This is a genomic window from Rhodococcus kronopolitis (assembly GCF_042654025.1).
GTDB classification, from domain to species: Bacteria; Actinomycetota; Actinomycetes; order Mycobacteriales; family Mycobacteriaceae; genus Rhodococcus_G; species Rhodococcus_G kronopolitis.
The window spans coordinates 183,241-208,945 of record NZ_JBHSFO010000009.1; the positions used below are offsets into that span (position 1 = coordinate 183,241).

General features: G+C 71.3%; 27 protein-coding genes. 13 read left to right on the plus strand and 14 right to left on the minus strand.

All coding sequences use genetic code 11. The annotated features are described in order from the left end of the window. Positions 1-6 precede the first annotated feature (6 nt). The 3 genes from menE to ACFO6S_RS15515 all read left to right on the plus strand — a co-directional run bounded on the left by menE (position 7) and on the right by ACFO6S_RS15515 (position 3,108). Positions 7-1,167, plus strand: a complete 1,161-nt coding sequence (gene menE / locus ACFO6S_RS15505) for an o-succinylbenzoate--CoA ligase (RefSeq protein WP_378418437.1) — start codon at positions 7-9, stop codon at positions 1,165-1,167. Positions 1,168-1,279: 112 nt separating this feature from the next. Continuing rightward, positions 1,280-2,275, plus strand: a complete 996-nt coding sequence (locus ACFO6S_RS15510) for an ATP-binding cassette domain-containing protein (protein ID WP_378418439.1) — start codon at positions 1,280-1,282, stop codon at positions 2,273-2,275. After that, the gene (locus ACFO6S_RS15515; protein ID WP_378418441.1) at positions 2,272-3,108 is read left to right on the plus strand and encodes an ABC transporter permease; all 837 of its coding nucleotides are present in this window, start codon (positions 2,272-2,274) and stop codon (positions 3,106-3,108) included. Before ACFO6S_RS15510 ends, ACFO6S_RS15515 begins: the two co-directional genes overlap by 4 nt. Before the next feature lie 53 nt (positions 3,109-3,161). Here the strand turns inward: ACFO6S_RS15515 and ACFO6S_RS15520 are convergent, their stop codons facing one another. Continuing rightward, complete coding sequence (locus ACFO6S_RS15520) at positions 3,162-6,443, minus strand: BTAD domain-containing putative transcriptional regulator (protein ID WP_378418443.1); 3,282 nt, start codon at positions 6,441-6,443, stop codon at positions 3,162-3,164. A 142-nt stretch (positions 6,444-6,585) separates the two neighbouring features. On the opposite strand from ACFO6S_RS15520, the gene ACFO6S_RS15525 reads away from it, so the two are divergent. Next, on the plus strand, positions 6,586-7,455 hold the full coding sequence (locus tag ACFO6S_RS15525) for a 1,4-dihydroxy-2-naphthoate polyprenyltransferase (protein WP_378418445.1): 870 nt from the start codon (positions 6,586-6,588) through the stop codon (positions 7,453-7,455). Positions 7,456-7,542: 87 nt separating this feature from the next. Here ACFO6S_RS15525 and ACFO6S_RS15530 read toward each other — a convergent pair whose 3' ends face one another. Then, the gene (locus ACFO6S_RS15530; protein WP_378418447.1) at positions 7,543-7,923 is read right to left on the minus strand and encodes a phage holin family protein; all 381 of its coding nucleotides are present in this window, start codon (positions 7,921-7,923) and stop codon (positions 7,543-7,545) included. 84 nt (positions 7,924-8,007) lie between these two features. On the opposite strand from ACFO6S_RS15530, the gene ACFO6S_RS15535 reads away from it, so the two are divergent. Further along, positions 8,008-8,523, plus strand: a complete 516-nt coding sequence (locus ACFO6S_RS15535) for a GNAT family N-acetyltransferase (protein WP_378418449.1) — start codon at positions 8,008-8,010, stop codon at positions 8,521-8,523. 125 nt (positions 8,524-8,648) lie between these two features. After that, the gene (locus tag ACFO6S_RS15540; protein WP_378418451.1) at positions 8,649-8,954 is read left to right on the plus strand and encodes a hypothetical protein; all 306 of its coding nucleotides are present in this window, start codon (positions 8,649-8,651) and stop codon (positions 8,952-8,954) included. 16 nt (positions 8,955-8,970) lie between these two features. On the opposite strand, the gene ACFO6S_RS15545 is transcribed toward ACFO6S_RS15540, so the two are convergent. Next, entirely contained in the window at positions 8,971-9,555 is a 585-nt protein-coding gene (locus ACFO6S_RS15545; RefSeq protein ID WP_378418452.1) for a Clp protease N-terminal domain-containing protein, read from the minus strand. Between the two features lie 4 nt (positions 9,556-9,559). Continuing rightward, complete coding sequence (locus tag ACFO6S_RS15550; RefSeq protein WP_378418454.1) at positions 9,560-9,775, minus strand: helix-turn-helix domain-containing protein; 216 nt, start codon at positions 9,773-9,775, stop codon at positions 9,560-9,562. Between the two features lie 118 nt (positions 9,776-9,893). On the opposite strand from ACFO6S_RS15550, the gene ACFO6S_RS15555 reads away from it, so the two are divergent. Next, complete coding sequence (locus ACFO6S_RS15555; protein WP_378418456.1) at positions 9,894-10,211, plus strand: hypothetical protein; 318 nt, start codon at positions 9,894-9,896, stop codon at positions 10,209-10,211. Positions 10,212-10,227: 16 nt separating this feature from the next. On the opposite strand, the gene ACFO6S_RS15560 is transcribed toward ACFO6S_RS15555, so the two are convergent. Next, positions 10,228-10,716: a DUF8021 domain-containing protein gene (locus tag ACFO6S_RS15560; RefSeq protein ID WP_378418458.1), complete on the minus strand. Its 489-nt coding sequence runs from the start codon at positions 10,714-10,716 to the stop codon at positions 10,228-10,230. A 154-nt stretch (positions 10,717-10,870) separates the two neighbouring features. Between ACFO6S_RS15560 and ACFO6S_RS15565 the strand changes: the two genes are divergently transcribed. Together ACFO6S_RS15565 and ACFO6S_RS15570 are read left to right on the plus strand one after the other, a co-directional pair. Beyond that, a complete protein-coding gene (locus ACFO6S_RS15565; protein ID WP_378418459.1) occupies positions 10,871-11,338 on the plus strand; it encodes a cupin domain-containing protein in 468 nt (155 codons plus the stop codon). A gap of 173 nt (positions 11,339-11,511) precedes the next feature. Next, positions 11,512-13,422, plus strand: a complete 1,911-nt coding sequence (locus ACFO6S_RS15570) for an ABC transporter ATP-binding protein (protein ID WP_378418461.1) — start codon at positions 11,512-11,514, stop codon at positions 13,420-13,422. 26 nt (positions 13,423-13,448) lie between these two features. Here the strand turns inward: ACFO6S_RS15570 and cds1 are convergent, their stop codons facing one another. Both cds1 and ACFO6S_RS15580 read right to left on the minus strand, forming a co-directional pair. Continuing rightward, positions 13,449-14,540 carry an L-cysteine desulfhydrase Cds1 gene (gene cds1 / locus ACFO6S_RS15575; RefSeq protein WP_378418462.1) on the minus strand — a complete coding sequence of 364 codons (1,092 nt, stop codon included), beginning with the start codon at positions 14,538-14,540 and terminating at the stop codon, positions 13,449-13,451. Beyond that, positions 14,537-14,854 (minus strand): DUF4229 domain-containing protein, encoded by a 318-nt coding sequence (locus ACFO6S_RS15580; RefSeq protein ID WP_378418463.1) that lies wholly within the window; start codon positions 14,852-14,854, stop codon positions 14,537-14,539. Before ACFO6S_RS15580 ends, cds1 begins: the two co-directional genes overlap by 4 nt. Positions 14,855-15,056: 202 nt before the next feature. Between ACFO6S_RS15580 and ACFO6S_RS15585 the strand changes: the two genes are divergently transcribed. From ACFO6S_RS15585 to ACFO6S_RS15600, 4 genes are all read left to right on the plus strand, one after another. Continuing rightward, a complete protein-coding gene (locus tag ACFO6S_RS15585) occupies positions 15,057-15,275 on the plus strand; it encodes a BldC family transcriptional regulator (protein WP_378418465.1) in 219 nt (72 codons plus the stop codon). 221 nt (positions 15,276-15,496) lie between these two features. After that, positions 15,497-15,982 carry a Zn-ribbon domain-containing OB-fold protein gene (locus tag ACFO6S_RS15590; protein WP_378418466.1) on the plus strand — a complete coding sequence of 162 codons (486 nt, stop codon included), beginning with the start codon at positions 15,497-15,499 and terminating at the stop codon, positions 15,980-15,982. Beyond that, a complete protein-coding gene (locus ACFO6S_RS15595) occupies positions 15,979-17,169 on the plus strand; it encodes a lipid-transfer protein (RefSeq protein WP_378418468.1) in 1,191 nt (396 codons plus the stop codon). The genes ACFO6S_RS15590 and ACFO6S_RS15595 overlap by 4 nt, the downstream gene beginning before the upstream one ends. Positions 17,170-17,272: 103 nt before the next feature. Next, a complete protein-coding gene (locus ACFO6S_RS15600) occupies positions 17,273-17,467 on the plus strand; it encodes a hypothetical protein (protein WP_378418470.1) in 195 nt (64 codons plus the stop codon). 34 nt (positions 17,468-17,501) lie between these two features. Here ACFO6S_RS15600 and ACFO6S_RS15605 read toward each other — a convergent pair whose 3' ends face one another. From ACFO6S_RS15605 to hemL, 7 genes are all read right to left on the minus strand, one after another. Beyond that, positions 17,502-19,151 carry an NTF2-like N-terminal transpeptidase domain-containing protein gene (locus ACFO6S_RS15605; RefSeq protein WP_378418472.1) on the minus strand — a complete coding sequence of 550 codons (1,650 nt, stop codon included), beginning with the start codon at positions 19,149-19,151 and terminating at the stop codon, positions 17,502-17,504. A 169-nt stretch (positions 19,152-19,320) separates the two neighbouring features. Next, the gene (gene ccsB, locus ACFO6S_RS15610) at positions 19,321-20,304 is read right to left on the minus strand and encodes a c-type cytochrome biogenesis protein CcsB (RefSeq protein ID WP_378418474.1); all 984 of its coding nucleotides are present in this window, start codon (positions 20,302-20,304) and stop codon (positions 19,321-19,323) included. 16 nt (positions 20,305-20,320) lie between these two features. Beyond that, positions 20,321-22,024 (minus strand): cytochrome c biogenesis protein ResB, encoded by a 1,704-nt coding sequence (gene resB / locus ACFO6S_RS15615; RefSeq protein ID WP_378418476.1) that lies wholly within the window; start codon positions 22,022-22,024, stop codon positions 20,321-20,323. Continuing rightward, the gene (locus ACFO6S_RS15620; RefSeq protein WP_378418478.1) at positions 22,021-22,878 is read right to left on the minus strand and encodes a cytochrome c biogenesis CcdA family protein; all 858 of its coding nucleotides are present in this window, start codon (positions 22,876-22,878) and stop codon (positions 22,021-22,023) included. The genes resB and ACFO6S_RS15620 overlap by 4 nt, the downstream gene beginning before the upstream one ends. Positions 22,879-22,880: 2 nt before the next feature. Further along, a complete protein-coding gene (locus ACFO6S_RS15625; RefSeq protein ID WP_378418480.1) occupies positions 22,881-23,480 on the minus strand; it encodes a TlpA disulfide reductase family protein in 600 nt (199 codons plus the stop codon). Beyond that, entirely contained in the window at positions 23,477-24,145 is a 669-nt protein-coding gene (locus ACFO6S_RS15630) for a histidine phosphatase family protein (protein ID WP_378418482.1), read from the minus strand. The genes ACFO6S_RS15625 and ACFO6S_RS15630 overlap by 4 nt, the downstream gene beginning before the upstream one ends. Positions 24,146-24,266: 121 nt before the next feature. Then, a complete protein-coding gene (gene hemL / locus ACFO6S_RS15635) occupies positions 24,267-25,592 on the minus strand; it encodes a glutamate-1-semialdehyde 2,1-aminomutase (protein WP_378418483.1) in 1,326 nt (441 codons plus the stop codon). Positions 25,593-25,705: the final 113 nt, after the last annotated feature.

A 25,705-nucleotide genomic window follows, 5' to 3' on the forward strand; every position in this document is an offset into this window, starting at 1 on the left:
GGCACCGTGAGTTCCGTCCTGCAGACCCTGCCGATCCCGGCCGGTGTCGCCGCCGCCTCGGCACTCCCCCGACTGGCCCGGGCGCTCGACGGCAACGGCCCCGCACTGCTGCCGGTACCGGCCGACGACGCCCTCGAGACCGCGCGCCTGACCGAGAGCCTGCGCCCCGGCGAACCTGTCGACGAGTCCGTCGCGCTGGTGGTGGCCACCTCCGGATCCACCGGCGTCCCCAAGGGCGCCCTGCTGAGCGCGGCGGCACTGCGAGCCAGCGGTGCGGCCACCCATGCGCGGATCGGCGGCCGGGGCGGGTGGCTGCTGGCGCTGCCTGCGCACCACATCGCCGGGATGCAGGTGCTCGCCCGCTCTGTGCTCGCCGGAACCGAGCCCGTGATCATGGATGTGACAAGGGGTTTCGATCCGGCCGCCCTGCCTGCCGCGGTCGCGCGGATGGCCGGGCCACGGCGGTACACCTCGCTGGTGCCCACCCAGCTGATCAAGGCCCTCGAGGTACCCGAGGCGTGCGAGGCACTGGCCGAACTCGACGCCGTGCTGCTCGGCGGCGCCGCCACCCCGGCCCCCGTGCGGGCCCGGGCCGAAGCCGCGGGCATCACCGTGGTGCGCACCTACGGGATGAGCGAGACCTGCGGCGGCTGCGTGTACGACGGTGTTCCGCTGGACGGGGCACGGGTGCGGATCGAGGACGGCCGGGTGCTGCTCGGCGGGCCGATGCTGGCGTCGGGCTACCGCGGGCTGCCCGATCATCCCGCGTTCGCCGAGCCCGGCTGGTTCCGCACCGACGACGCGGGCACCCTCGCCGACGGCGTGCTGACCGTGACCGGGCGGCTCGACGACGCCATCTCCACCGGCGGCCTCACCGTGGTCCCGCAGGTGGTCGAGGCCGTGCTGGCCGGCCATCCCGGGGTCGCCGAGTGCGCGGTGATCGGCCTGCCGGATCCGCGACTGGGGCAACGGGTTACGGCCGTCGTGGTGCCGATCGCCGGCGGCGAGCCGACGCTCGCACAACTGCGCGCCCACGTCGCGACCACGCTGGACGTCACCGCCGCCCCGCGCGAGCTGCACCTGGTCGACGCCCTGCCGCTGCGGGGCCCCGGCAAGGTGGACCGGAGGGCGCTCGTCGCCAGGTTCGGCGGTCCCGCGGCACGCTGAACGGAGAGTTCTCGCCCGCGACAGCAGCCGCATGCGCGACGCAAGCGCCGCGCAAGGCCCGCCCCGCACAGTGGTCCCGACACCGAAGTAACTCTTCGACGCAAGGACACCCATGAACCTCTCCGCTCCCCCCGCCATCGAGGCGGTCGGGCTGGTCAAGCGCTTCGGCGACCACACCGCGGTCGACGGCGTCAGCCTCACCGTCCCCACCGGCGCCGTCTACGGCGTGCTCGGGCCGAACGGCGCGGGCAAGACCACCACCATCCGCATGCTCGCCACCCTGCTGCGCCCCGACGCGGGCGAGGCCCGGGTGTTCGGGCACGACGTGGTCCGCGAGCCCACCGCCGTCCGCTCGCTGGTCGGCGTCACCGGCCAGTATGCCTCGGTGGACGAGGACCTGACCGCCACCGAGAACCTGATGATCTTCTCCCGGCTGCTCGGGCTCTCCCGCGCTGACGCCCGCCGCAAGTCGACGGAGCTGCTCGAGGAGTTCGACCTCACCGAGGCCTCCACCAAGGCGCTCAAGTACTTCTCCGGCGGCATGCGCAGGCGGCTGGACCTGGCGGCCAGCCTGATCTCGCACCCACCGCTGCTGTTCCTCGACGAGCCGACCACCGGGCTGGACCCGCGTACCCGCGCCCAGATGTGGGAGACCATCCGCCGCCTCGTCGCCGAGGGCTCGACGGTCCTGCTGACCACCCAGTACCTGGACGAGGCCGACCAGTTGGCCGACCGGATCGCGGTGATCGACCACGGCCGGGTGATCGCCGACGGCACCGCCGACGAGCTCAAGGCCTCGGTCGGTGTGTCCTCGCTGCAGCTCAAGTTGGCCGACCGGGCCCACGTGGACCAGACCAGGGTGCTGCTCGCCGAGTCGCTCGGGGTCGAGGTCGCCGTCACCCCCGAGGCGGGCCGGCTCACCGCCCCGCTGACCGATCCCTCCGTCACCCCCGAACTGCTGATCCGGTTGCGCGAGCACGGCATCGCGGTCGACGAGATCACGGTCAGCAAGCCGAGCCTCGACGAGGTCTTCCTCACCATCACCGGACACGGCTCGGACCAGACCGACTCCGCCGCCGAGTCCGACACCGAACGGAGCGTCGCATGACCGCCACCCTGTCCCCCGCCGGCGCCCGCCCCACCACCCGTCCCGGACCGTCACCCGCGGTTCGGTCGATCGGCCTGCGCCAGTCCGTGTCGCAGTCGCTGACCATGGCGTACCGGGGCCTGGTCAAGCTCAAGCACAATCCCGAGCAGCTCTTCGACGTGGTCATCCAGCCGGTCATCTTCACGGTGATGTTCACCTACATCTTCGGCGGCGCGATCTCCGGCGACGTGGCGTCGTACCTGCCGATCATCATCCCCGGCATCCTGGTCCAGACGGTGATCACGGCGTCCGTCGTCACCGGCACCCAGCTGCGCGAGGACATGGACAAGGGCGTGTTCGACAGGTTCAAGTCCCTTCCCATCAGCCGCATCTCGCCGCTGGCGGGGGCGCTGCTCTCGGACGTGGTCCGGTACCTCATCGCCACCACGATCACCTTCGCGATGGGCATGGCCATGGGCTACCGACCCGGCGGCGGCGTGCTCGGCGTGGTCGCGGCCGGACTGCTGGTGATGGTGTGCGCCTTCGCCATCAGCTGGATCTTCGCGTTGATGGGAGTGCTGATGAACAAAGCCTCGTCGGTGCAGGGCATCTCGATGCTCGTCCTGTTCCCGCTGACCTTCATGTCCAACGCGTTCGTGCCCGCCGACACCATGCCGGGCTGGATGCAGACCTTCGTGAGCATCAACCCCGTCTCGCACCTGGTGACCGCGGTGCGCGAACTGGCCAACGACGGCCACTTCGGCATCCACGTCGTGTGGGCCCTGCTCGGCGCCGCGGCCATCGTCGCGGTGATGGCGCCGTTGACCGTCCGGACGTACATGCGCAAGACCTAGCAACACGGCGGCCGGTGCCCTGGTGGGCACCGGCCGCGCCGCGTTCCTCGCGGTCAGCCGCGGGCGGCGAGCAGCTCCAGGATCTCGGCGCGTGCGCCGTGGCGGGGCAGCCGGGCGACGGCGGACAGCTCCCGCTCGACCCGCTCCGCGCCGAGGGCCGTGCGTGCCGCCTCCAGGTGCCGCCTCTGCTGCATGGACGGGAAGTCCTGACGGGCAGCGACTCTGGCGGACAGGACGAGCAACCTCAGGCCCACCTCCGGGTCCCGCCCGGTCGCGATGTCGAAGCTGCCCACCGCGCACGCGACCCCACCGGTCTGCGGCAGGTCCGGATAGCCGTCGGCCCCGAGGCGCTCCGCCACCAGCCGCGCACACAGGTCGACCAGTTCGGTGATTTCCGCGGCGCGACCGGCGAGCACGTGCGCCGCCACCGCGGCGGCGGCCACCATGAAGGTGAAGGGATCGGGGCTGTCCGTCGTCGCCGGCCACCCCGCCAGCTCGAGGGCCCGGCGGTACCCGCTCAGGCCGGCGTCGACCGCGCCGTCGGCGAGGTCCGCCTCGGCCAGCGCTGCGGCGATCGAGGCAGCGCTCTGGTGGTCACCGGACGCCGCAGCTCCACCAACGGCCGCAGCGCCGCTGGACTCCGCTGCCGCTCCGGCCGGGGCGCCCGGCGGCTGCGCGCCGTCGAGTTCGCGCCGGGCCTCCTCGACCCGTCCCGCACCGACCAGGGCGGCCCCGATGTAGCTGCGCAGGGTGGCGCTCTCCTCGTATGCGTGCAGGTCCCAGAGGATCTCGGCGGCCTGCCGGTAGTAGCCGACCGCTTCCCCGTAGCGCGCGGACTGACCGGCCAGGCTGCCGAGGTGCTGGCACACCATCGCCAGGCCCCAGACGTCACCCCCGGCCCGTGCGAGTTCCAGCGCGGCCAGGCCGTCCGCCCGCGACCCGTACAGGTCGCCGTTGTTCTCCCGCAGGTTGGCCCGCGCCATGAAGGCCGCACTCCGGGTCGACGGATCCGGTGACCGCACCGCGTGAGCGAGCCTGCGCGCCATCCCTTTTCCCGACGCGGGCATGACCATCAACGAACCGTCCAGCCGCAGCGCCGGGTCGATGTCCGTGCGCGTCGCGAGGATCCGGCGCAGCAGGAACCGTGCCGCCGCCAGCTGCCTGCTGACCCCACCGAACGCCATGTGCGCAGCCGCCATCAGGTAGGTCAGCACGAGGAAGTTCCCCGGCACCTGCTCGGGGCCGTAGGCCCGTGGGTCGATGTCGATGATCCTCGGCGCCAATGCGATCACCTCCGAGTGCGCACCCCGCGAGGACCACAACGCGCCGAGCACCGGGAACACCGTCAGGGCCGTCCGCCCGTCACCGACGGACAGCGCGTGCCGCAGCACCGCGAGCAGGTTGTCGTGCTCGGCCTCGACTCGATGCGATACGGAAACCTGTGCCCCACTCAGAAACTCGCGCACCGCGGCCAAGCAGAACTCCGCCGCCCAGGCCGAAGTCCGCGCCGCCACCTGGTCCGCCTCGTCCGCGCGCGCCAGTTGCTCGTCGCCGAACTCACGGACCGTCTCGAGCATGTGGTAGCGCAGACCGAGCGAGTCGGGGCCCTCCACCACGGACAGCATCGACTGGTTCACCAGGCCCTCGAGGGCCGCGGCGACGTCGGCGACCTCGCCCCACTGCGCCACCGCGGTGGCACCGTCGAGGGTGAAACCCGCCGGGAACCGGCACAACCGACGCAGCGCCGCCCGCTGGTCGGGTTCGAGCAGGTTCCAGCTCCACTCGATCACCGCGTGCAGCGTGCGATGGCGTTCCGGCGAGGTCCGGTCGCCGGAACGCAGCAGCGCGAACCGGTCGACGAGCCGGGCGTTGATCTCGGGCACGCTCATCGTGCGCACCCGGGCCGCCGCGAGCTCGATGGCCAGTGGCAGCCCGTCCAGGGTCCGGCACAGCTGGGCCACCTCGACCTGGTCGAGCCGTACCGACGGGCGGACCGCCAGCGCACGGGCGCGGAACAGCTCGGTGGCGGGCGATCCGGACTCGTCGATCACCAACGGCGGCAACGGGTACACCGACTCCGCCGTGATCGCCATCGGCGCCCGACTGGTGGCCAGCACGGTCAGGTGCTCGCTGGCCGACACCAGGTCGGCCACCACGTCCGCGACGTCGTCGACGAGGTGCTCGCAGTTGTCGAGGATCAGCAACGACGGCCGCGCCGACAGCGCGTCGCGAAGCCGGTCTCGGGCGTCGTGCAGACGGGCCCGCGCCAACCCGGCACCCGGCGTGACTTCCACCTCGCTGAGCCCGAGCGTGCCGCTGATCGCAGCGACCAGGTCCTCGCCGCTGCGCAGCGGGGCCAGCTCGATCAGTGCCACCGGAATCCGCTCCGCGGCACGTGAACCGAGCGCGTGCGCGACCCGGGTCTTGCCCGTCCCGCCCGGCCCGAGCACGGTGACGACCCGCGCGGTCGCCATCAGGTCCTCGATCGCGGCCAGGTCTGCGTCGCGGCCGAGCAGCGGGTTCGGTGCGGCCCGCAACCCGATGGCGGTCGGGGCAGGCCGACCGCCCTCGGCGTCGGGACCGGGCGGGACCGGCCGCGCCGGGAGGGTCCCCAACTCACCGGTGAGCACCGCCCTGTTCAGCTCGACCAGCCGCGGTGCGGGGTCGGCGCCGAGCCGGTCCGCCAACCTGCCGCGCAGACCCGCGAACACATCCAGCGCGTCACCGGTGCGGCCGAGCCGGTGCAGCACGGTCATCAGCTGTTCGTGCGCGTTCTCGTCCAGCGGGGCACGCTCGGCGCGCTCGCGTGCCAGCGGCAGCGCCTCGCCCAGTTCACCCGCCGCCACGAGCGCGGCCAGTTCGACCGCCGCCAGCGCCGCCGCGCGCGCGGCGGCCTCCACACCGAGGTCGCGCGCCAGGTCACCGTCGGGCAGGTCCGCAGCGGGCTCGCCCCGCCACAGGGCCATGGCCCGGCGAACCGTGTCGACCGCGTCGCGGGGTGCGCCCTCGGCGAGCTGCTGCTGCGCCTGCTGTTCCCACACCCGGGCCAGTGTCAGGTCGACCTGGGTTCGGGTGAGCTCGAGTCGATAGCCGGCGGGCCCCATCTCGATCGCGCCGTCGGGCAGTGCCGCCCGCAACCGGGAGATCTGGGTGTGCAGCGCGTTGTTCGGCGAGCGCGGCGGGGCCTCGCCCCAGACGTCCTCGATCAGCGCCTGCGCGGTCCGGGCGCGGCCCGGCCGACGGGCCAGCGCCACCAGCAGGCTGCGGGCCCGGGCGCCCGGCAGCGGAACCAGACCGCCGTCGCGGCGCGTGGAGACCTCACCCAGCAGTGCCACCTCGACTCCTGCGGGCGACCTGGTCGCGGCGACACTCGTATCCGGATTCACCGGCGCCCATGCTAGTGCCCCGCCGCGCCCGGGCACCCGGCGAGCGACGGTCCGTGCCGTGACCCGAGCGAGCGGGTGCGAGGATCGACGCATGGCTTCTGTCTCCGAATGGATCGAAGGTGCCCGCCCGCGCACCCTGCCGAACGCGATCGCCCCGGTACTGGTCGGGACCGGCGCGGCCGCCTCGATCGGTGGTGCCGTGTGGTGGAAAGCCGTGCTGGCAATGGTGGTCTCGATGGCGCTGATCGTCGGCGTCAACTTCGCCAACGACTACTCCGACGGCATCCGAGGCACCGACGACGACCGGGTGGGACCGCTGCGACTGGTCGGGTCCGGGTTGGCCTCCCCGGCCGTGGTGAAGGGGGCCGCGTTCGCCTGCTTCGGGGTCGCCGCGGCGGTCGGCGTGGTGCTGGCCCTGACCTCCGCCTGGTGGCTGATCCTGGTGGGCGCGGCCTGCATCCTCGGCGCCTGGTACTACACCGGCGGCCGGAACCCGTACGGGTACAGCGGGTTGGGCGAGATCGCGGTGTTCGTGTTCTTCGGACTGGTGGCCGTGTGCGGCACCCAGTTCGTGCAGGCCGAGCGGGTGGACTGGGTCGGACTGGTCTCGGCAGTCGCCGTCGGGTCGTTCTCCAGCGCAGTGCTGGTGGCCAACAACCTCCGCGACATCCCGACCGACACCGAGTCCGGAAAGAACACCCTCGCGGTGCGGCTCGGCGACGCAAAGACCCGAACCCTGCACCTGGTGCTGCTGGCGGTGCCGTTCGTGGTGACGCTGGTGCTCCTCGCCCGCACCCCGTGGGCGCTGGTCGGACTGATCGCCCTGCCGCTCGCGGTCAAGGCCAACGCCCCGGTCCGCTCCGGCGGACAGGGGCTGGCCCTGATCCCGGCGCTCGCAGGCACCGGGGTGACCATGCTGGTCTGGGGCGCGGTCACCGGGCTCGCTCTCGGACTGGGCTAGGCGCTGACGCACTCGTGCGCGGTTGACGGGTCCCGGAGACCCGCCAACCGCGCACGAGCCGCGACGCTGCCCAGGTGTGCGCGTCCGTCAGCGCTTCGCGGACGGGAACACCGCGGTGAGCACGAAGTTCACCACGGAGATGATCAGCGCACCCCACACCGCCGTCCAGAATCCCTCGACGGAGATGCCCCAGTCAGTGGACTCGGTGATCCACGAGGTCAGCAACAGCATCAGCGCGTTGATCACCAGGGTGAACAGGCCGAGGGTGAGGATCAACAGCGGCAGCGACAGCAACTGCACCAACGGCTTGACGAAGGCGTTGACGACGGTGAACACCAGCGCGACGAACAGCACCACCCACAGCCCCGAGTAGTCACCCTCCGGGGTGGCGATGTCGATGCCGTTCACCCACTGCGAGGCCAGCCAGATCGCGACAGCGTTGATCACCAGACGTATCAGGAAGCTCATGGGTGCCATGCTGACACACCGGACACACGCGGCGACACCGAAAGTCGCTGGCGTCACCGACACCTCTCGCGCTACAACTGCCGGATGATCCGTCCCGCTGCCCGCGCCGACCTCGACCACCTGCCGGGGATCGAAGTGGCCGCAGGCGAGGCGTTCCGCGCACTCGGCATGGACGCCGTGGCCGACGACGCGCCCCCGACCGTCGAGGAACTGGCGGCGTACCAGGTCGACGGCCGGGCCTGGGTCGCGACCGATCCCGCGGGCCGCCCCGTCGGCTACGCGCTGGCGCTCGAGCTCGACGGTGGCGCCCACCTCGAGCAGGTCACCGTGCACCCCGCGGCCGCCGGACGTCGAATCGGCGCGGCCCTGATCGATGCGGTGGACCGCTGGGCGGCCGGTCGCGGGGCGGTGTGGCTGACCCTGACCACCTTCGCCGACGTCCCCTGGAATGCGCCGTACTACGAACGGCTCGGGTTCCGGGCGATGGCGGCGGAGACGTTGCCTGCCGGGTTGCGGGCGATCCGCGAGCACGAGGGCGCAAACGGTCTCGACGCCTGGCCGCGGGTCGCCATGCGGCGCCCGGTCGGCGGCGCCGGGTAGGTTCGCCGGAACCGCCCAGGTGGTACCGACTGGCGCGGGCGCGCAATACTGGATGGGTCGCCCGGCACCGGAGTTCGAGCGCACGGGAGTCCGGGCGTGTGATCACCGAGGGCAAGGAGCCCATCATGAGCACACTCGTCATCGTGCGATTCCTCGTCAGGGACATGCCGGCGGCCAAGAAGTCCCTCGCCGACAACGCGGCACTGCTCGAAGAAATCGGCGCCGAGGCCAAGAAGTGCGGTGGCAGGCACCACCGGTTCGCGGAGGGCATCGGCGAACTCGTCGCGATCGACGAATGGGACTCCGTCGAGGCCTTCCAGAACTTCTTCGACGGCAACCCGAAGATCGCCACCGTCACCAAGGAGGCCGGCGCCCAGACGCCGCCGTCCCTGGAGTTCCTCGCCGGCATCGAGGCGGCGGGCACCTTCTGACCCGCGGGGACCGGACCTAGGCCGCGCGGTCGAGCAGGGCGAGTACCCGGGCCCGCAGCTCGGCGGGTGTCAGGTGCCGGGCGATCACCGCGGCCGCCTCGTCGTCACCCCCACGGACGACGCCCAGCAGCAGGTGCTCGGCACCGATGTGACCGTCCTTGCGGGCCAGCGCCTCTCGCAGTGACAGCTCGATCGCCTTCTTCGCACCCGGGGCGAACGGAGTGTGACCGCTCCCCTTCAACCCGAACCAGCCGCGCCGCTCCGTGGCCCCCGCCGACTCCGCGCGGTCGAGCGCGTCCTCCCCGAAGGCGGCGTCGAGGCTCTCGCGCACCGCGTCGAGGTCGATGCCGATCGACCGCAGCGCCGCCGCGTCCTCCTCGCCGAGGGCCTGCCCGTCGCGTCGGCGCGCCACCTCCGCACGGGTGTCGGCGATCGTCAGCCCGGCGTCGGCGAGGACGCCCCCGAGCGGAGTGCCCGCGGCGCCGGCCAGCACGCCGAGCAGCAGGTGCACGGCCTCGATCCGGGGCGCCTCCAGCGCCGTGGCCTCGGTCTGCGCACCGATCACGGCCTCGCGGGCCTGCGTCGTGAACCGTTCGAACATGGGACTACCGCCCTCTCCGGTTGTGCTTCTGGTGGACCGCCTGCCTGCTGACCTCGAGCGAGTCCGCGATGGCCTGCCAGGACCAGCCCTGGTCGCGGGCGTTCTGGACCTGGATGGCCTCGAGTCGTTCGAGCAGCCGACGAAGCGCCAGGACGGCCCGCAGCCCGACCTTCGGGTCGGGACTGCCTGCCGCCGCCGCGAGTGACGTTGCCTCGGTCATGTCGTCAATCTAGATTGACAACGGGGGTGCGTCAAGAGAGGTTGACAGATCGGGGCCGGGCGGGACCCCGGCTACGGTGGAGCCCGGCCACACTCACGCTGACCTAGGAGCCCCGCCGATGTCCCTGCTCGACGCCACCCTGCCCAAGACCGCAACCTCCGCGCTGGCCGCGGCCGGCCTGCTCGGCGGGTACGCCGTGGCCCGGCAGACGAAGAACCGGCAGCTCGGCGGCGCGGTCCTCGCCGCCGTCGGCGCGGTCTGCACCACCAACTGGGTGCGCACCTCCGGGCCTGCCGTCGGCGCGGCGCTGCTGGGCACCTACGTCGTCGCGTTCGGCGCCTCGCACCCGTTGGCGAAGAAGATCGGCGCCTGGCCCGCAGTCGGGGCGGTGGCGGCCGGCACCGCGCTCACCGCGCAGCTGGCCAGCCGGGGCTGAGCCCGCGGCGACCGTCCTACGAGCCCGAGTTGCCGAGAGACTTCGGGGTGATTCGCGCGACGATGGCCTGGATGCTGCCGTCCTGGATCTCGAAGGTCTCGACGATCTCGACGGTCATCAGCCGGGCGCCGGCAATTCCCGCGTCGAGCAGGTAACGGGTGGACACCACGTCACCGGACTCGGACATCTCGAGGTCCCGGATGCCCTGGATGACCCGGTACTGCGGGCCGTGCTCGAGGTCCCACGTCATCTGCGAGCCGGAGAATCCGGTCTTGAGCCCCGCCTCGACGCGGGTGGCGTCGGGGGTGAACCGCACGGCACTCGCGTCATGGGAGATCAGGGCATCGATGTACGCCCGGGCCACCGCCTCCTGGGCGGTGTCGGTGCGCGACGGGTCCGCAGAGATCGCGGGGCCGGCGGTGGCTGTTCCCGAGGCCAGCGCCACGGCGACCAGGGTCGCGGCGAGGGCGGTAGCGGACAGAGCAAGGACTCGACGGGTACGCATGAGCGCATGATAGCTAGAACCTGTTGCAGATTCACCCGTTCCGCCGCCCCGCCCGCCGGTCCGCGCGACCATGGAGGACGGAGAGCGTCTCGGCCCGCAGACACGGCGCACCGCTGGCGTCCCGGACGGACTCCGTACGGAACGGACTCGTGCCATGCGATCGACTGCCTTCCGCCTCCTCACCGTCCCCGTCGCACTCGCGGCCCTGTGCCTGGTCGCCACCACCCCGGCCCAGGCGACGCCGGCCGACGGCGTCACCGCCGAGACCCTGGCGCAGTTCCAGGTTCCCGGTGCCTGGCTGCCCGGACCACCACCCGGCCACGGCGCGCTGCCGGGGCAGGTGACGGCCACGCTCCGCCGGATCGTCATCGCACCGGGCGGCAGCACCGGCTGGCACCACCACCCCGGACACGTCACCGGCGTGGTGACCTCCGGCACGTTGACCCGCGAACTCGCCGACTGCTCCCAGGAGACGTCGCCGGCCGGGTCACCGGTCTCGGAGGACCCCGGCGGCGCCCACGTCGGACGGAACCTCGGCACCGAACCGGTGGTGCTGCAGGTGCTCTACCTGCTGCCCGAGGGCGCCGCCTTCTCGATCGACTCCCCGGCGGCCTGCCCCTGACCGGACACCCGAGGGCCGACCACGGCCTCGACGGGCCCGCCGACGGCCCGACCTCGCGCACACTCGACGTCCGCCGTTGGCGACGACGCGGAATCGGCAATGTCCCGAATCGGGATGTCACAGCGCCGACGTAGCGTTGCAACGGTCAACGACGAACCCGAGAGGTCCCACCCATGAGTATGGAATCGGTCGCCTGGTCCTCCATGCACCAGATGATGACCGCGCAGGACGAGAAGCGTCCCTTCTCGATGGCCACGCTGCGGCGGATCCTCGGCTTCGCGCAACCGCACCGGCGGCGCCTGGTCCTGTTCCTCGTCGTCAGCGTCGCGACCGCGGCCCTGGCAGTGGCCACCCCGGTGCTGGCGGGTCAGGTGATCGACGCGATCGTCGCCGGCTCGGACAGCGGGGTCGTGGTGCGACTGGCGCTGCTGATCGCGTTGATCGCGATCGTCGAGGCCGCGCTGGGGCTCTACAACCGGTTCCTCTCGTCGGTCATCGGCGAGGGCCTGATCCTGGACCTGCGCACCGCCGTCTTCGACCACGTGCAGAAGATGCCGATCGCGTTCTTCACCAGGACCCGGACCGGCGCGCTGGTCAGCCGCCTCAACAACGACGTCATCGGCGCCCAGCGCGCGTTCAGCAACACCCTCTCCGGGGTGGTCGCGAACCTGGTCATGCTGGCCCTGACGCTGGTGGTGATGCTGCGCATCTCCTGGCAGATCACCCTGCTCTCGCTGGTGCTGCTGCCGGTGTTCGTGCTGCCCGCCCGACGGATCGGCCGGCGGATGGCCTCCATGCAGCGGGAGGCCGCGAACCTGAACTCCTCGATGAGCACCCAGATGACCGAACGCTTCTCGGCCCCCGGCGCGACCCTGGTCAAGCTGTTCGGCCGGCCCGCCGACGAGTCCGCCGAGTTCGCCACCCGGGCCAGCCGGGTCCGCGACATCGGCGTCCGAACCGCGATGACACAGTCCGCCTTCGTCACGGCGCTGACACTGGTCTCGGCCCTGGCGCTGGCCCTGGTGTACGGGCTGGGCGGCTGGTTCGCGCTGCGCGGCACCCTGGAGGCCGGTTCGGTGGTCTCCCTCGCGCTGCTGCTCACCCGGCTGTACGCGCCGCTGACCTCGCTGGCCAGCGCCCGCGTCGACGTGATGAGCGCACTGGTCAGCTTCGAGCGGGTCTTCGAGGTGCTGGACCTGCCGCCGCTGATCGCCGAGCCTGCGCACCCGCGCCCGCTGCCCGAGGGGCCGGTGGCCGTCGAGTTCGACGGCGTCGACTTCGCCTACCCGTCCGCGGACAAGGTGTCGTTGGCGTCCCTCGAGGAGGTCGCCGGGCTGGACTCACGCGGCGGCGTGCAGGTGCTCCACGACGTCTCGTTCCGCGTCGAACCCGGCCAGATGGTGGCCCTGGTCGGCTCGTCCGGCGCAGGCAAGTCCACCATCGCGCAGCTGCTGCCGCGCCTGTACGACACCGACTCCGGCGCGGTGCGACTGGCCGGGGTGGACGTGAAGGACCTGTCCGCGACCTCGATCCGCAACACCGTCGGCATGGTCACCCAGGACGGGCACCTGTTCCACGAGTCGGTGCGGGCGAACCTGCTGTTGGCCCAGCCCGGCGCGAGCGACGCCGACATCTGGGAGGTGCTCGGCCGGGCCCGGCTCACCGACCTGGTCGAGTCGCTGCCGGACGGGCTGGACACGGTCATCGGCGAACGCGGCTACCGGCTCTCCGGCGGCGAACGCCAACGCCTGACCATCGCCCGCCTGTTGCTCGCGCACCCGAGGGTGGTGATCCTCGACGAGGCCACCGCGCACCTGGACTCGACCTCCGAGGCGGCGGTGCAGGCCGCGCTCGCGGAGGCGCTGGCCGGACGGACCTCGGTGGTGATCGCGCACCGGCTCTCCACCATCCGGGCCGCCGACCTGATCCTGGTCGTCGAGGACGGTCGCATCGTCGAGCGCGGCAGTCACACCGAGCTGCTCGCCGAGGGCGGCCGCTACGAGGAGCTCTACCGCACCCAGTTCGCCGACCCGGACCCGCAGCGGTCCGCCGACGCGCCGGGCGAGGTGGTGCCCGCCCGCTGATCGCGGCAGGCGCGGACGGTGGCCGCCTACGCGTCCCAGCGGCCGGTGGCCGCGAAGGTGTCGAGTGTCGTGGTGGGGCCGGCGAGGTCCAGGCCCTCACCGCGCACCCAGTCGTCGTCGAAGTAGGTGCCGGCGTACCGCTCGCCGCCGTCGCACAGCAGCGTGACCACGCTGCCGCTGCGGCCGTCCGCGATCATCTGTGCGATCAGCTCGAACGCTCCCCACAGGTTGGTGCCGGTGGAGCCGCCGACCCGTCGGCCCAGTACCCGGCTGGCGTGCCGCGCGGCGGCGACGGAGCCGGCGTCGGGCACCGTCACCATCCGGTCCACCACCTGGCCGACGAACGACGGCTCGACCCGCGGCCTGCCGATCCCCTCGATCCGGGATGACATCCCGGTCTCGAAGTCGGCGCTCGCCGTCCGGTAGCCGCCGATGAACGCCGAGTTCTCGGGGTCGACCACCAGCAGCCGGGTCGCGTGCCTGCGGTACCGGATGTACCGGCCGATGGTGGCGCTGGTGCCGCCGGTACCGGCGCCGACCACCACCCAGTCCGGGACCGGGTGCCGCTCCAGCCGCATCTGCTCGAAGATCGACTCGGCGATATTGTTGTTGCCGCGCCAGTCGGTGGCCCGTTCCGCGTGGGTGAACTGGTCCATGTAGTGGCCGTTGCACTCGCCCGCGAGCCGCACCGCCTCGGTGTAGATCTCCGACGGATTGTCGGTGAAGTGGCAGCTGCCGCCGTGCGCCTCGATCAGCGCGATCTTCGCCGGGCTGGTGCTGCGCGGCATCACCGCGACGAAGTCCAGACCGAGCAGCTTCGCGAAGTAGGCCTCGCTGACCGCGGTCGATCCCGACGACGCCTCGATCACCGTGGTGTCCTCGGTCACCCAGCCGTTGCAGATCGAGTACAGGAACAAAGACCGCGCCAACCGGTGCTTGAGGCTGCCGGTGATGTGGGTTGACTCGTCCTTGAGGTAGAGCTCGACGTTCCATTCCGGCGGCAACGGGTACCGCAGCAGGTGCGTGTCCGCGCTCCGCTGGGTGTCCGCGTCGATCAGCCGGACGGCGTTGTCCACCCACTCGCGGGAGGCGCTGTGGTCGACGCGCACCGAGCTCATTTGCTGTCGTCGCCGCGCAGCTTGGACCGCAGGTCGTCGCGGTCACTGCGGCGCTGCTCGTCGACGGCCGCGATCTGCACGTTGACCCGGGTCCGCAGCTTCGCGAACAGGAACAGCGAGAGCGGCAACGCGATGATCACCGCGAAGATGGCCGCGACCAGCAGCGGGACCTCCACGCCGACCAGCTTGCTCACGCCCACGATGACCGCGGCGACCAGCACAACCAGACCCAGCCGCGCGATCGTGTAAAGGGCCAGGTCGCGGGCGAGCTTGCCCTTGGCGGAGGGGGCCGGGTTCGAAGATGCGTCAGTCACCCCCTCAGGCTACCGACCGGGGTACCGTGACCGCCGCCTCACCGGGTCAGGGCGGCGAACCCGGCCGGGCCGGGCGCAATTCGACAGCGGTGTCCGATTTGTCAATTACCTCCGCTTTACTCGAATTAGGCGGTTCGAGTAACCGAGGGTCGCGGTGCCACCATGTCGCTGAACCCAGTCGGCCCGACTTCTAAGGATCTCGATGAGCGTCCCCACAATTCAGCCCAGCCACGACTCACTGCTCACCCCCGGACAGGTCGCGGCCATGTTCCATGTGGATCCGAAGACCGTGACCCGGTGGGCGCACGCCGGCCGACTCGGCTCGCTGCGCACCCCCGGCGGGCATCGCCGCTTCCGCGAGTCCGAGGTGCTGGCACTGCTGGAGTCGCTCACCACCCAGGCCACCCCCCGCACCGTCTAGCAGCCCGGCGGGGCCCGACCACGACTCCCCCGCCCCGGCCCCGGCCGCCCCGACCGGGCCGAGTCCGGCCAGTGGGAAAGCGGCGGCAGGCGCGCGTCGACTCGTGTAATACTGCAACACGTTTCACCTCCGGTCAGCGCCCGTGCCCGAGGTCGGTTCCTCACGTTCCGCCCGAGTCGGCCGCGACGACCGTCCCGGCTCGACCAGCAGATGAGGATTGCATGAGCGACACCGCCACACCGGCCGCCAGCGACATGGCGACACCAGCTGTGCAGGGCTGGTTCACCACCGGCCCCGAGCCGGCCCTGATCGGCAGCAAGTGCACCTCGTGCGGAACCATCTCGTTCCCGCGCGAGCTGACCTTCTGCAAGAACCCCGCCTGCTCCGGCGAGGAGTTCGCGGACACCGAACTCTCCCGCATCGGCACCATCTGGTCCTACACGGACGCCCAGTACCAGCCGCCGCCCCCGTACATCCCGATCACCGACCCGTACGTGCCGTTCGCGCTCGTCGCGGTCGAGCTGCCGGAGGGCATCGTGATCCTCGGCCAGGCCGCCAACGGCTTCGGCGTGGACGACCTGAAGGTGGGCAACAAGGTGGAGCTGGTCGTCGAGACCATCTACGCCGACGAGACCGGCGACCGGACGATGTGGGCCTGGAAGCCCGTCACCGGCGGCACCACCGAGAACGAGGAGCAGCAGGCATGAGCAAGGACGTCGCAATCCTCGGTGTGGGCATGCACCCGTGGGGCAAGTGGGGCCACTCGTTCGTCAAGTACGGTGTCGCCGCCGCGCGCGCCGCGCTGGCCGACGCCAACGTGCCGTGGCAGGACGTCGACTACATCGTCGGCGGCGAGACCGTCCGCAACGGCTACGGCGGATACGTCGCCGGCGCGACGTTCGCGCAGGCTCTCGGTTGGAACGGCGCCCGCGTCGCCACCTCGTACGCGGCGTGTGCCACCGGAGCCCAGGCCCTGGACACCGCCCGCGCACGCATCCTGGCCGGCCTGAGCGAGGTCGCCCTCGTCGTCGGCGCGGACACCACCCCCAAGGGCTTCCTGGCGCCCGTCGCCGGCGAGCGCTGGGACGACCCGGACTGGCTGCGCTTCCGTCTGATGGGCATGACCAACCCGGCATACTTCGCGCTCAACGCCCGTCGGCGGATGGACCTCTACGGCGCCACCTCCGAGGACTTCGCCAACGTGAAGGTCAAGAACGCCAGGCACGGACTGAGCAACCCGAACGCGCGCTACCGCAAGGAGGTCACGGTCGAGAACGTGCTGGCCTCCCCCGTGGTCTCCAACCCGCTGCACCTGCTGGACATCTGCGCCACCTCCGACGGCGGCGCGGCCGTCCTCGTCACGTCGATGGAGTACGCCCGCAGGATGGGCATCGTGGATCCGGTCCGGATCAGCGCGATCTCCACCGTCACCCCGACGTTCCCGCAGACCATCATGGACATGCCGAACTTCTCCACCGACTCCGCGTCCGCGGTGCCTGCGCCGGAGTTGACGTTCAAGGAGTCCATCGGCCACGCGGCCTACGAGGAGGCAGGCATCTCGCCGGAGGACGTCGACGTCGCCGAGGTCTACGACCTGGCCACGTCCGTCGAGCTGGACTGGATCGAGGACCTCGCGCTGTGCAAGCGCGGCGAGGCCGAGCACCTGCTGCGTGCGGGCGACACCACCATCGGCGGCCGCATCCCGGTCAACCCGTCGGGTGGTCTGGCCTGCTTCGGCGAGGCCGTCCCCGCCCAGGCGCTGGCCCAGGTCTGCGAGCTCACCTGGCAGCTGCGCGGCCAGGCCGAGGGCCGTCAGGTCGAGGGCGCCCGCGTGGGCATCACCGCGAACCAGGGCCTGTTCGGCCACGGCTCGTCGGTCATCGTCTCCGTCTGACCCGACCCCACCGCCAGTCCGCATCACCCGCCTCGGCACCATCGGCCAGACCGATGGTGCCGAGGCGTTTGTGGCGGCTACCCTCGAGGAAAGGAGGTGCGTCGTGATCTACCTGTTGGCACTGATCGGGTTGGTGACCCTCGCGGTGCTGTTGTGGAAGGCCTTCGGCCCGGACCTGCGTCCGCCGGCCGGCCGGGTCGTCGGACCCGACGACGATCCGGAGTTCCTGTGGCGGATGTCGCGGCCGAACCGCCCGCCGAACGGCGACGCCCCGGAGTCCGGCCCGAAACCCGACTGAGCGGCACTGAACGGCGGCGTCGGTCGACCGGTGGCTACCGCTCCGCGACCGGCTTCGCCAGCGACCGGAACATCCGGTCGGTCATCTTGACCGCCTGGTCGGCGCCGTCCGCGTCCTGGACGTACACGGCGAACGCCAGGTCGCCCTTCGAGCCGTAGAACCAGCGGTCCTGGCCCGCGGCGCCGGACGCCCCGATCAGGTCCCCATAGCCCTTGAGCTGGGCGGCGTCGCCGCGCTGCACGTTGTCCCGCATCATGTTGCGAAGCTGCTCGGTGACCGCGGCGGGCAGTGGCGCGGCGCTCTGGTTGGCCACCGGCGGCTGGCCGGACGCGATGACCGGGATCGTCGGGGTCCCGCGGGTGATCGACGACGCCACCAGCGCCATCCCGAACGGGGTGACCCGGACCTGGTCGTCGGCTCGGCCGTCCCCCGCCGCCCGCATCAGCTTCGGCCCGTCGCCGGGGAAGGCCGCCGTCCGCTGCTCGAGTCCCGGGATGTCGAAGTCCAGGCCCAACCCGAGCTGGCGCGCGGTGTGCTCGACGTCGCTGTTCTGCGCGGTCGCGGCGGTCCGCACCAGGTCCAGCGCCGAGCCGGACGGGAAGAGCCCGGTGAACGCGATCGATCCCAGGTCGCTGCCCTGGTTGTTCTGCGCGGCCGCGAGCACCGCCCCGCTGGACGGCTGCAGCGCCACGATCGCGGCGGGCGAGCCGACGCTGACCACGGCCTCCTCGGCCGCCAGCTGCAGGCCGGAGTCCAGCGACGCCCGGATGTCCGGACCGGCCGGCCCCTGGTGCCCGGTCAGCTGGGTGACGGTGCCGTCGGGATCGACCGCGTTGACGGCCCAGCCGGCCGTCGCGTCCCGATTGGACTGCCAGACGTTGCGCAGCGAGTCCGTCAGTGGTGTGGAGATCCGGCGGTCGACGGTGATGAGCTTGGGCTGCTGGACGATCACCACGCCGGGGACCGCACGCAGTTCCGCCTCCAGGATCTCGAAGTCCGCATCACGCAGGCTGACCGCGGTCACCTGCTTGCCCTTCGAGGCCGCCAGGTCCTGCCGCATCGACTCCGCGGTGATCAGGGGCGCGACCGGTTCGATGGCCTTGGCGAGCATGTCCGTCGTACGCACCGGGTCCGTGATGGCCGCCGGATCGAGGTTCACCGCGTTGATCCGCTGTTCGGTCAGCAGCGGCGTGCCCACCAGGTCGAACACCCGCGGGGCCGCGGCGTCGGTGCGGTCCAGCCGCAGGGTTCGACCGTTCCCGAGCCCGGGCGCCAGCGTCTGCGGATTCCACGACACCCGCCAGCCGATGGAGAGCTCACGCACCCAGCCGTTGACGTTGTAGTCCCAGTGCCTGCCGTTGCCCAGGTCCCAGGAGGCGGCGGCGTTGAACATCCCGGAACCGTCACCGAGATCGATCACCTGGTTGACGTCGTACTCGACGTGCTCGGGGTCGAGCGCGTCGAAAACCTGCGACATGGTGGCCTTGGCGGCGGACGGGTAGGAGGTGACCGCCGACGCGGCGTCCACGTCGCGGGCGTTGAGCGCCTCGACGAACTGGGTCACGACGGTGTCCGCGTCGGTGTGCGGTTTGCTCAGCACCCCGGAGACGACGCCCACGGCGAGCAGCACCGCGGCACCGAGCGCGACACCACTCCAGACCCGAAGCCTCCGAACCCTGCGCATGAGTCGATCATTGTGCAGATCGGACCGCCGCGCAGGGCGCCCCGCACGAGAAGTGGTCACAACTGGAACACAGTTCTGTGACCTGACCCGGGTCGGCGCAATCGCGCCGTTACCCACCCAGGGACCGGATGCCGAGTACCTGGGAGTTCTCTCGACCGATGATCTCGGATCAGTTCAGCCCGGCGTACGAGTGCAGTCCGGAGACCACCATGTTGATGATGAAGAGGTTGAACAGCATCGCCACGAAACCGGCAATGTTGATCCAGGCGGCGCGGGTGTCCCGCCAGCCCGAGGTGGCCCGGGCGTGCAGGTACGCGGCGTAGATGACCCAGGCGATGAAGGACACCGTCTCCTTGGGGTCCCAGCCCCAGAACCGACCCCAGGCCGCCTCGGCCCAGATCGCGCCGAGGATGACGCCTGCGCCGAACAGCGGGAAGGCGATGATCGTGGTCTTGTAGGCCAACCGGTCGAGCGTCTGCGCGTCGGGCAGCCGGGTCGCCACCTTGCCCCAGAAGCTGGTCGTCTCCTCGCCCTTCGGCTGCCGCATCCGCAGCAGGAACAGCAGGCTGGCGACGCCGGAGACCAGGAAGATGCCGCTGCCGGTGGCGACGATGGTGACGTGGATCGGCAGCCAGTACGAGCGCAGCGCGGGCACCACCGGGGCGGCGTCGGCGTAGAGCACGGTGGCGGAGAGGAACATCAGCGGGATGACCACGACCAGCACGTACACCCACAGCGAGCGGTAGGCCTGCCCGCGCAACGCGACCAGGCCGACGATCATCGCGGCGGCCGTGGCCATCGTCACGAACTCGTACATGTTGCCCAGCGGGAACCGGTCGGTCGCGAACCCGCGGAGCACGATCGAGGCCACCTGCAACGCGACGCCGACGACCAGGATGGACAGCGCCATGTTCCCGAGCCGCTCGGACCAGGGCTTGCGCGGCTCCTCGACGAGTCTGCCGGGCACCGTGGTGTCCACGGGCGCGGATGCCGCGCCCGCCTCGACCAGCTCGCGGGCCTCACGTTCGGCGATCACATCGGCTCGGGTCGTCGCGTACTGCGCGATCAGCAGCACGAACGCGAGCACGTAGATCGCGAACGCAGACTCGAATGCCAAGTCGCTGTAGTGGGCAATCGTCTCGTTGATCGGCATGGTTGTCTCCTGCGCCTCAGGCGCGGTTCTGCGATGTGGTCTGTGCGGGATCGAGATCGTCGAGCAGACGGCTACCGAGCCGGTCGAACTCGTCGCCCCACCCGGCCTGGTCCGTGCGGGCGAGCCCGCCGAGCTCTACTACGGTACGTCGTTGTCGACCCAATGTATCCGACGCGGCGTCGGCATCCTCCGGCGCCGGGTACACCCGCACCCAGACCCGCCGTCGCTTGACCACCAGTGAGACCAGCAGCCCGGCCATCATCGACAGCGCGAACACGAGCACCCACTGCTGCCCCGGATCGTGTGAGACCTGCAGGTTCACGAAGTCGGTGGCGCCGTCGAAGCGCACCACCGTGCCGTCGGCCAGCGTCGAACTCTCGCCCGGACGCAGGTTCACCCGGTCCTGCTTGACCATCCGGCCCTGGTTCACCAGCTCCTTGCTCAGCGAGAAGATCGACTGCGGGTTGCCGGTGTCGAGTCCGGTGTCGCCCTTGTAGATGTCGATCGCCACCGCCGGGTCGTTCAACGCGGGGAAGCTCGACGAGAGCAGGTTCCCGTGGAACAGCGCGGTCGGCGCGAACAGACCCTCGATGCCAATCTGGTTCTTGCGGCGCTCCTCGGCGTCCGGGTACATCCCGCCGGGCGGGTCGATCCGCAGCGCGCCGCTGGAGAGGAAGGTGGTGGCGTCGTCGGGCCGCCACTGCATCGTCTCGGTGCGGGTCTCCCCGTTCGGGAAGGTGACCGTGAAGGTGGGCGCGTAGCCGTGCCCCTGCAGGTAGACGCGGTCGCCCGCGACCCGCAGCGGGTGGTTCACCTGGAGCTGCTCGGTGCGCCAGGTGTTGCTGGCGAGGTCGTCACCGGCCTGGTACTCGATGTTCGAGGTGAACATCTCGGCCTGGCCGTTCTCGAGGTAGTCGGCCGTGAAGTCGTTCACCTTGACGCACAGCGGGGTCAGCCCGGTGCCGTCCTCGTTGTTGCCGGCGCGGAACGAGTCGAAGATGGCGGGCGAGGTGGTGCAGATACCCGGGCCGCCGTTGGCGACGATGATGACATTGCCCTCGTAGCTGAAGAGCTTGCCTGCGCCGATGGCCACCAGCAGACCCACCAGCGACAGGTGGAAGAGCAGGTTGCCCGCCTCACGCAGGTAGCCCTTCTCCGCGGAGAGGGTGATCTCGCCGGGGCGGCCGGACCGCAGCTCGTCGCCGGTGCGGGTGACCTTCCGCCAGCCGCGCAGCCGGGAGTCGACCAGCGCGACCGCGGCCTCCGGATCGGTGTCGGTGCTGGTGGTCAGGTGGTGCGGCAGCCGGGACAACCGGCGCGGCGCGGCCACCGGCTGGGTCCGCAGCGCCTGGAAGTGCTCCCAGCAGCGCGGCAGGATGCAGCCCACCAGCGAGATGAACAGCAGCACGTAGATCGCGGTGAACCAGAAGCTGCCGAACACGTCGAACAACTCGAGCTTGTCCATCAGCGTGCCCACGCTGCCGCGGTTGGCGATGTACTCGTCGACCTTGCCCTCGTTGAGGCTGCGTTGCGGCAGCAGCGCGCCGGGGATGGCGGCGAACGCGAGCAGGAACAGCAGCACCAGCGCCGTCCGCATGGACGTGAGCCCGCGCCAGGTGTTGCGCGCCAGCGCGGTCGCGCGCCCGACCACCGACTGTCGCCGCGGCGGGGTGCCCGCCTGCCGTTCTTCCGTCACGTGCTGCTCCTCGTCCACCGTCATATCGGCAACGTCACTTCCGAGATGAACGCATCGCGGACCCAACTGACAAACACATCCCAGGCACCCGTGACCAGGGCCACGCCCACCGCCACCAGCATCACGCCGCCGAAGACCTGGATCACCCGCGCGTTGCGCCGCAACCAGCCCACGCCGCGCAGCGCGCTGACCGAACCGAAGGCCAGGATCACGAAGGGCAACCCCAGGCCGAGGCAGTACGCGACGATCAGCAGGACCCCGCGCGCGGCCGTCGAGCCCTCGGTGCCTGCCGCCACCGACAACACGCCGGCCAGGGTCGGGCCCAGGCACGGCGTCCAGCCGAGGCCGAAGACCGCGCCGAGCATCGGGGCGCCGATCAGGCCCGAGACCCGACGCGGTTCGAAGCGCACGTCCCGCTGCAGCGACGGCACCAGCCCGATGAACACCAGGCCCATGGCGATGGTGACCACGCCACCGACCCGCTGCAGCACCTCGCGGTTGATCGTCAGCGTCGAGATCAGCCCGAACACCGACGCGGTGGCCAGCACGAACACGACGGTGAAGCCGAGCACGAACAGCCCGACCGCGCCTGCGACGCGCAGCTTCGCGGCCCGGGCCTCGGTGCGGACGGCGCCCTCGCTGCGGGCGGACGCCTCGGCGGCCGTCACCGCCGGGGCGTCGGCGCCGACGATGCCCGCCAGGTACGAGAGATAGCCCGGCACCAGCGGCACCACACAGGGCGAGGCGAAGGACACCAGGCCGGCGAGCATGCAGGCCGCCATGGCCAGCAGCAGCGGCCCGGACGCGGCGGTGCTCTGGAAGGTTTCGCCGATCCCGGCGGCCAGCACGGCCTGGTGGGAGGCGGTCAGATCCGTCATGTTCACTGCTCCCGCGCGACCCGTTCGACCACCGGTTGCAGGTCCTCGGCCAGCAGGGCCTTGAGGAACACCGCCGCCACCCGGTGCTCACGGTCCAGGACCAGCGTGGACGGGATGACGCTGGTCGGGAACTTGCCGCCGAGCGCGGTCAGGGTGCGCATCGACGGATCCCAGACCGACGGGTAGCTGACGTGGTTGTCGGTGACGAAGTCCTGCGCCTTGTCGCGCTGCGGGTCGCGCACGTTGATGCCCAGGAACGCGACGCCGAGGTCCTTGGTGTTCTCGAAGACCGTCTCCAGGTCGTCGGCCTCGCCGCGGCACGGCCCGCACCACTGGCCCCACAGGTTGACCACGACGGGCTGGCCTGCGAAGTCGGAGAGCGAGGTGGTCTTGCCGTCGACCATCAGGTCCGGACCGGAGATGTTGCCGATGGTGCCGCGTTCGCTCGGCGGGTCGTAGAAGATCTCCGTCTTCCCGCCGGGCGTCACGAACTCGAAAGTGCCGCCCTGCACGACGGCGTCGGTGCCGGTGGCGCAGGCGCTGACGGCACCGGTGAGCACCAGCAGCAACGCGAGGACGCGCAGCGAGGCAACGCGCTTCATGCTCCGGTCACCCTCGGATCGGATCCGCCCGCGGGCTCCGAGTAGACGATGTCGACGAGGGTGTCACCCTCGTAGACCAGCGAGGTCAGCGACGCGAGGCCGCACTGCCGGTTCCGCGGGTCGTGCCAGAGGCGCTCGCCCTGCAGGAACCGGCGCAGGGTCCACACCGGGAGCTGGTGGCTCACGCACACCGCCTCGTGGCCGACGGCGGCGACGCGCGCGGTGTTGACCGCGGCCAGCATCCGGTGCGCGATCTGCAGGTACGGCTCGCCCCACGACGGGGTGAAGGGGTCGCGCAGCTTCCACCAGTGGCGGGGCCGACGCAGCGCGCCGTCGCCGACGGAGACCTTGAGGCCCTCGAAGTCGTTGTCAGCCTCGATCAGGTTGTCGTCGGTGGCCAGCGTCAGGCCGTGCGCGTCGGCGATCGGGGTGGCCGTCTGCTGCGCCCGCTGCAACGGCGACGCCACCACGTGGGTGATGTCGTGGTTCGCCAGCACCGACGCGACGGTGCTGGCCTGCGCCTCACCCGCCGCCGACAGCCGGTACCCGGGGAGCCGACCGTAGAGGATCCCCTTCGGGTTGTGGACCTCGCCGTGCCGGAGCACGTGCACGATCGTGCGGGACTCGGCATGGCTGCTCGGCGGCGTCTGGCTCGGGCTGGTCACGTGGCTGCTCCGTGAGGTCAGTGGCGGGGGCTGGCGGCGGGGGTGCGCCGGTGGTGCGTCGGGCTGGGTCTGACTGTCGGGCGCGGTGCGGTCTGGCGGAGTACTGCTGAACGGCGAAGCGCTACGGGGCCGTGGCCTCGGCGGCGGCCTTCGCGGCCGCCGGCAGGGCACTCGCGATGCGGTCGAACGCAGCGTCGTCGAGGGCGGCGGAGACGAACCACGCCTCGTAGGCGCTCGGCGGCGCGTACACACCACGGGAGAGCAGCGTGTGGAAGAAGGCCGGGAAGCGCCAGGTCTCGCTCGCCTTGGCCTCCGCATAGTTGGTGACGGGGCGGTCGGCGAAGAACACGCTCACCATGGTGCCTGCAAACTGCACCTGGTGCCTGACCCCGGCGTCGGTGAGGGCGTCGGTGAGCAGTCGGCCCAGGGTGGCCGAGTTGCGCTCGAGCGCGTCGTACACACCCTGATCTGCGGCGCGCAGGCTGGCCAGGCCTGCGGCGACGGCCACCGGGTTCCCGGACAGGGTGCCGGCCTGGTAGACCGGACCGGCAGGCGCGAGGTGGTTCATCACGTCGGCGCGACCGCCGAACGCGGCGGCGGGCAGGCCACCGCTCATCACCTTGCCGAAGGTGGTCAGGTCGCCCGCGACGCCGTCGAGTCCGTACCAGCCGGCCGAGCTGACCCGGAATCCGGTCATCACCTCGTCCATGATCAGCAGCGCGTCGTGGGCGGTGCACAGCCGGCGCAGCCCCTCGTTGAAGCCGGGCCGCGGCGCGACCGCGCCCATGTTTCCGGCGGCCGCCTCGGTGATCACGCAGGCGATCTGACCGGGGTTCGCCGCGAACGCCTGGGCGACGGCGTCGAGGTCGTTGTAGGGCAGCACGATGGTGTCCGCGGCCTGCGCGCCGGTGACACCGGGCGAGGTGGGCAGGCCGAGCGTGGCAACGCCGGAGCCGGCGTCGGCCAGCAGCGCGTCGACGTGGCCGTGGTAGCACCCGGAGAACTTGACGATCTTGCTGCGGCCGGTGAAGCCGCGGGCCAGGCGGACCGCGCTCATGGTGGCCTCGGTGCCGGAGTTGACCAGTCGGACCTGGTCGACGGACCCGACCCGGTCGACGATCAGCTCCGCGAGCTCGATCTCGCCCTCGGTCGGCGCGCCGAAGGACAGACCGGTGGTCGCGGCCTGCTGCACGGCCTCGACCACGGCGGGGTGGGCGTGCCCGAGGATCATCGGTCCCCACGAGCAGATGAGGTCGACGTAGTCGTTGCCGTCCACGTCGGTGAGGGTGTATCCGGACGCCTTCGCGATGAATCGCGGGGTTCCGCCGACGGACGAGAATGCCCGGACCGGCGAGTTCACACCTCCCGGGATCACCGCACCGGCCCGCTCGAAGAGCTGGGCGGAGGTGGTCGCAGGGCGCGCAGAGGGTCCCGTGGAGACAGTCACGACCCCCAGTGTCCCAGTTGTTGCGGTCTTGACAAAGGCCGGGTGTGGGAGGACACATGCCGGACTCGTCGCGACGACGAGCGGGCGGCTACCGGGACCGCGGCGTGGTGGCC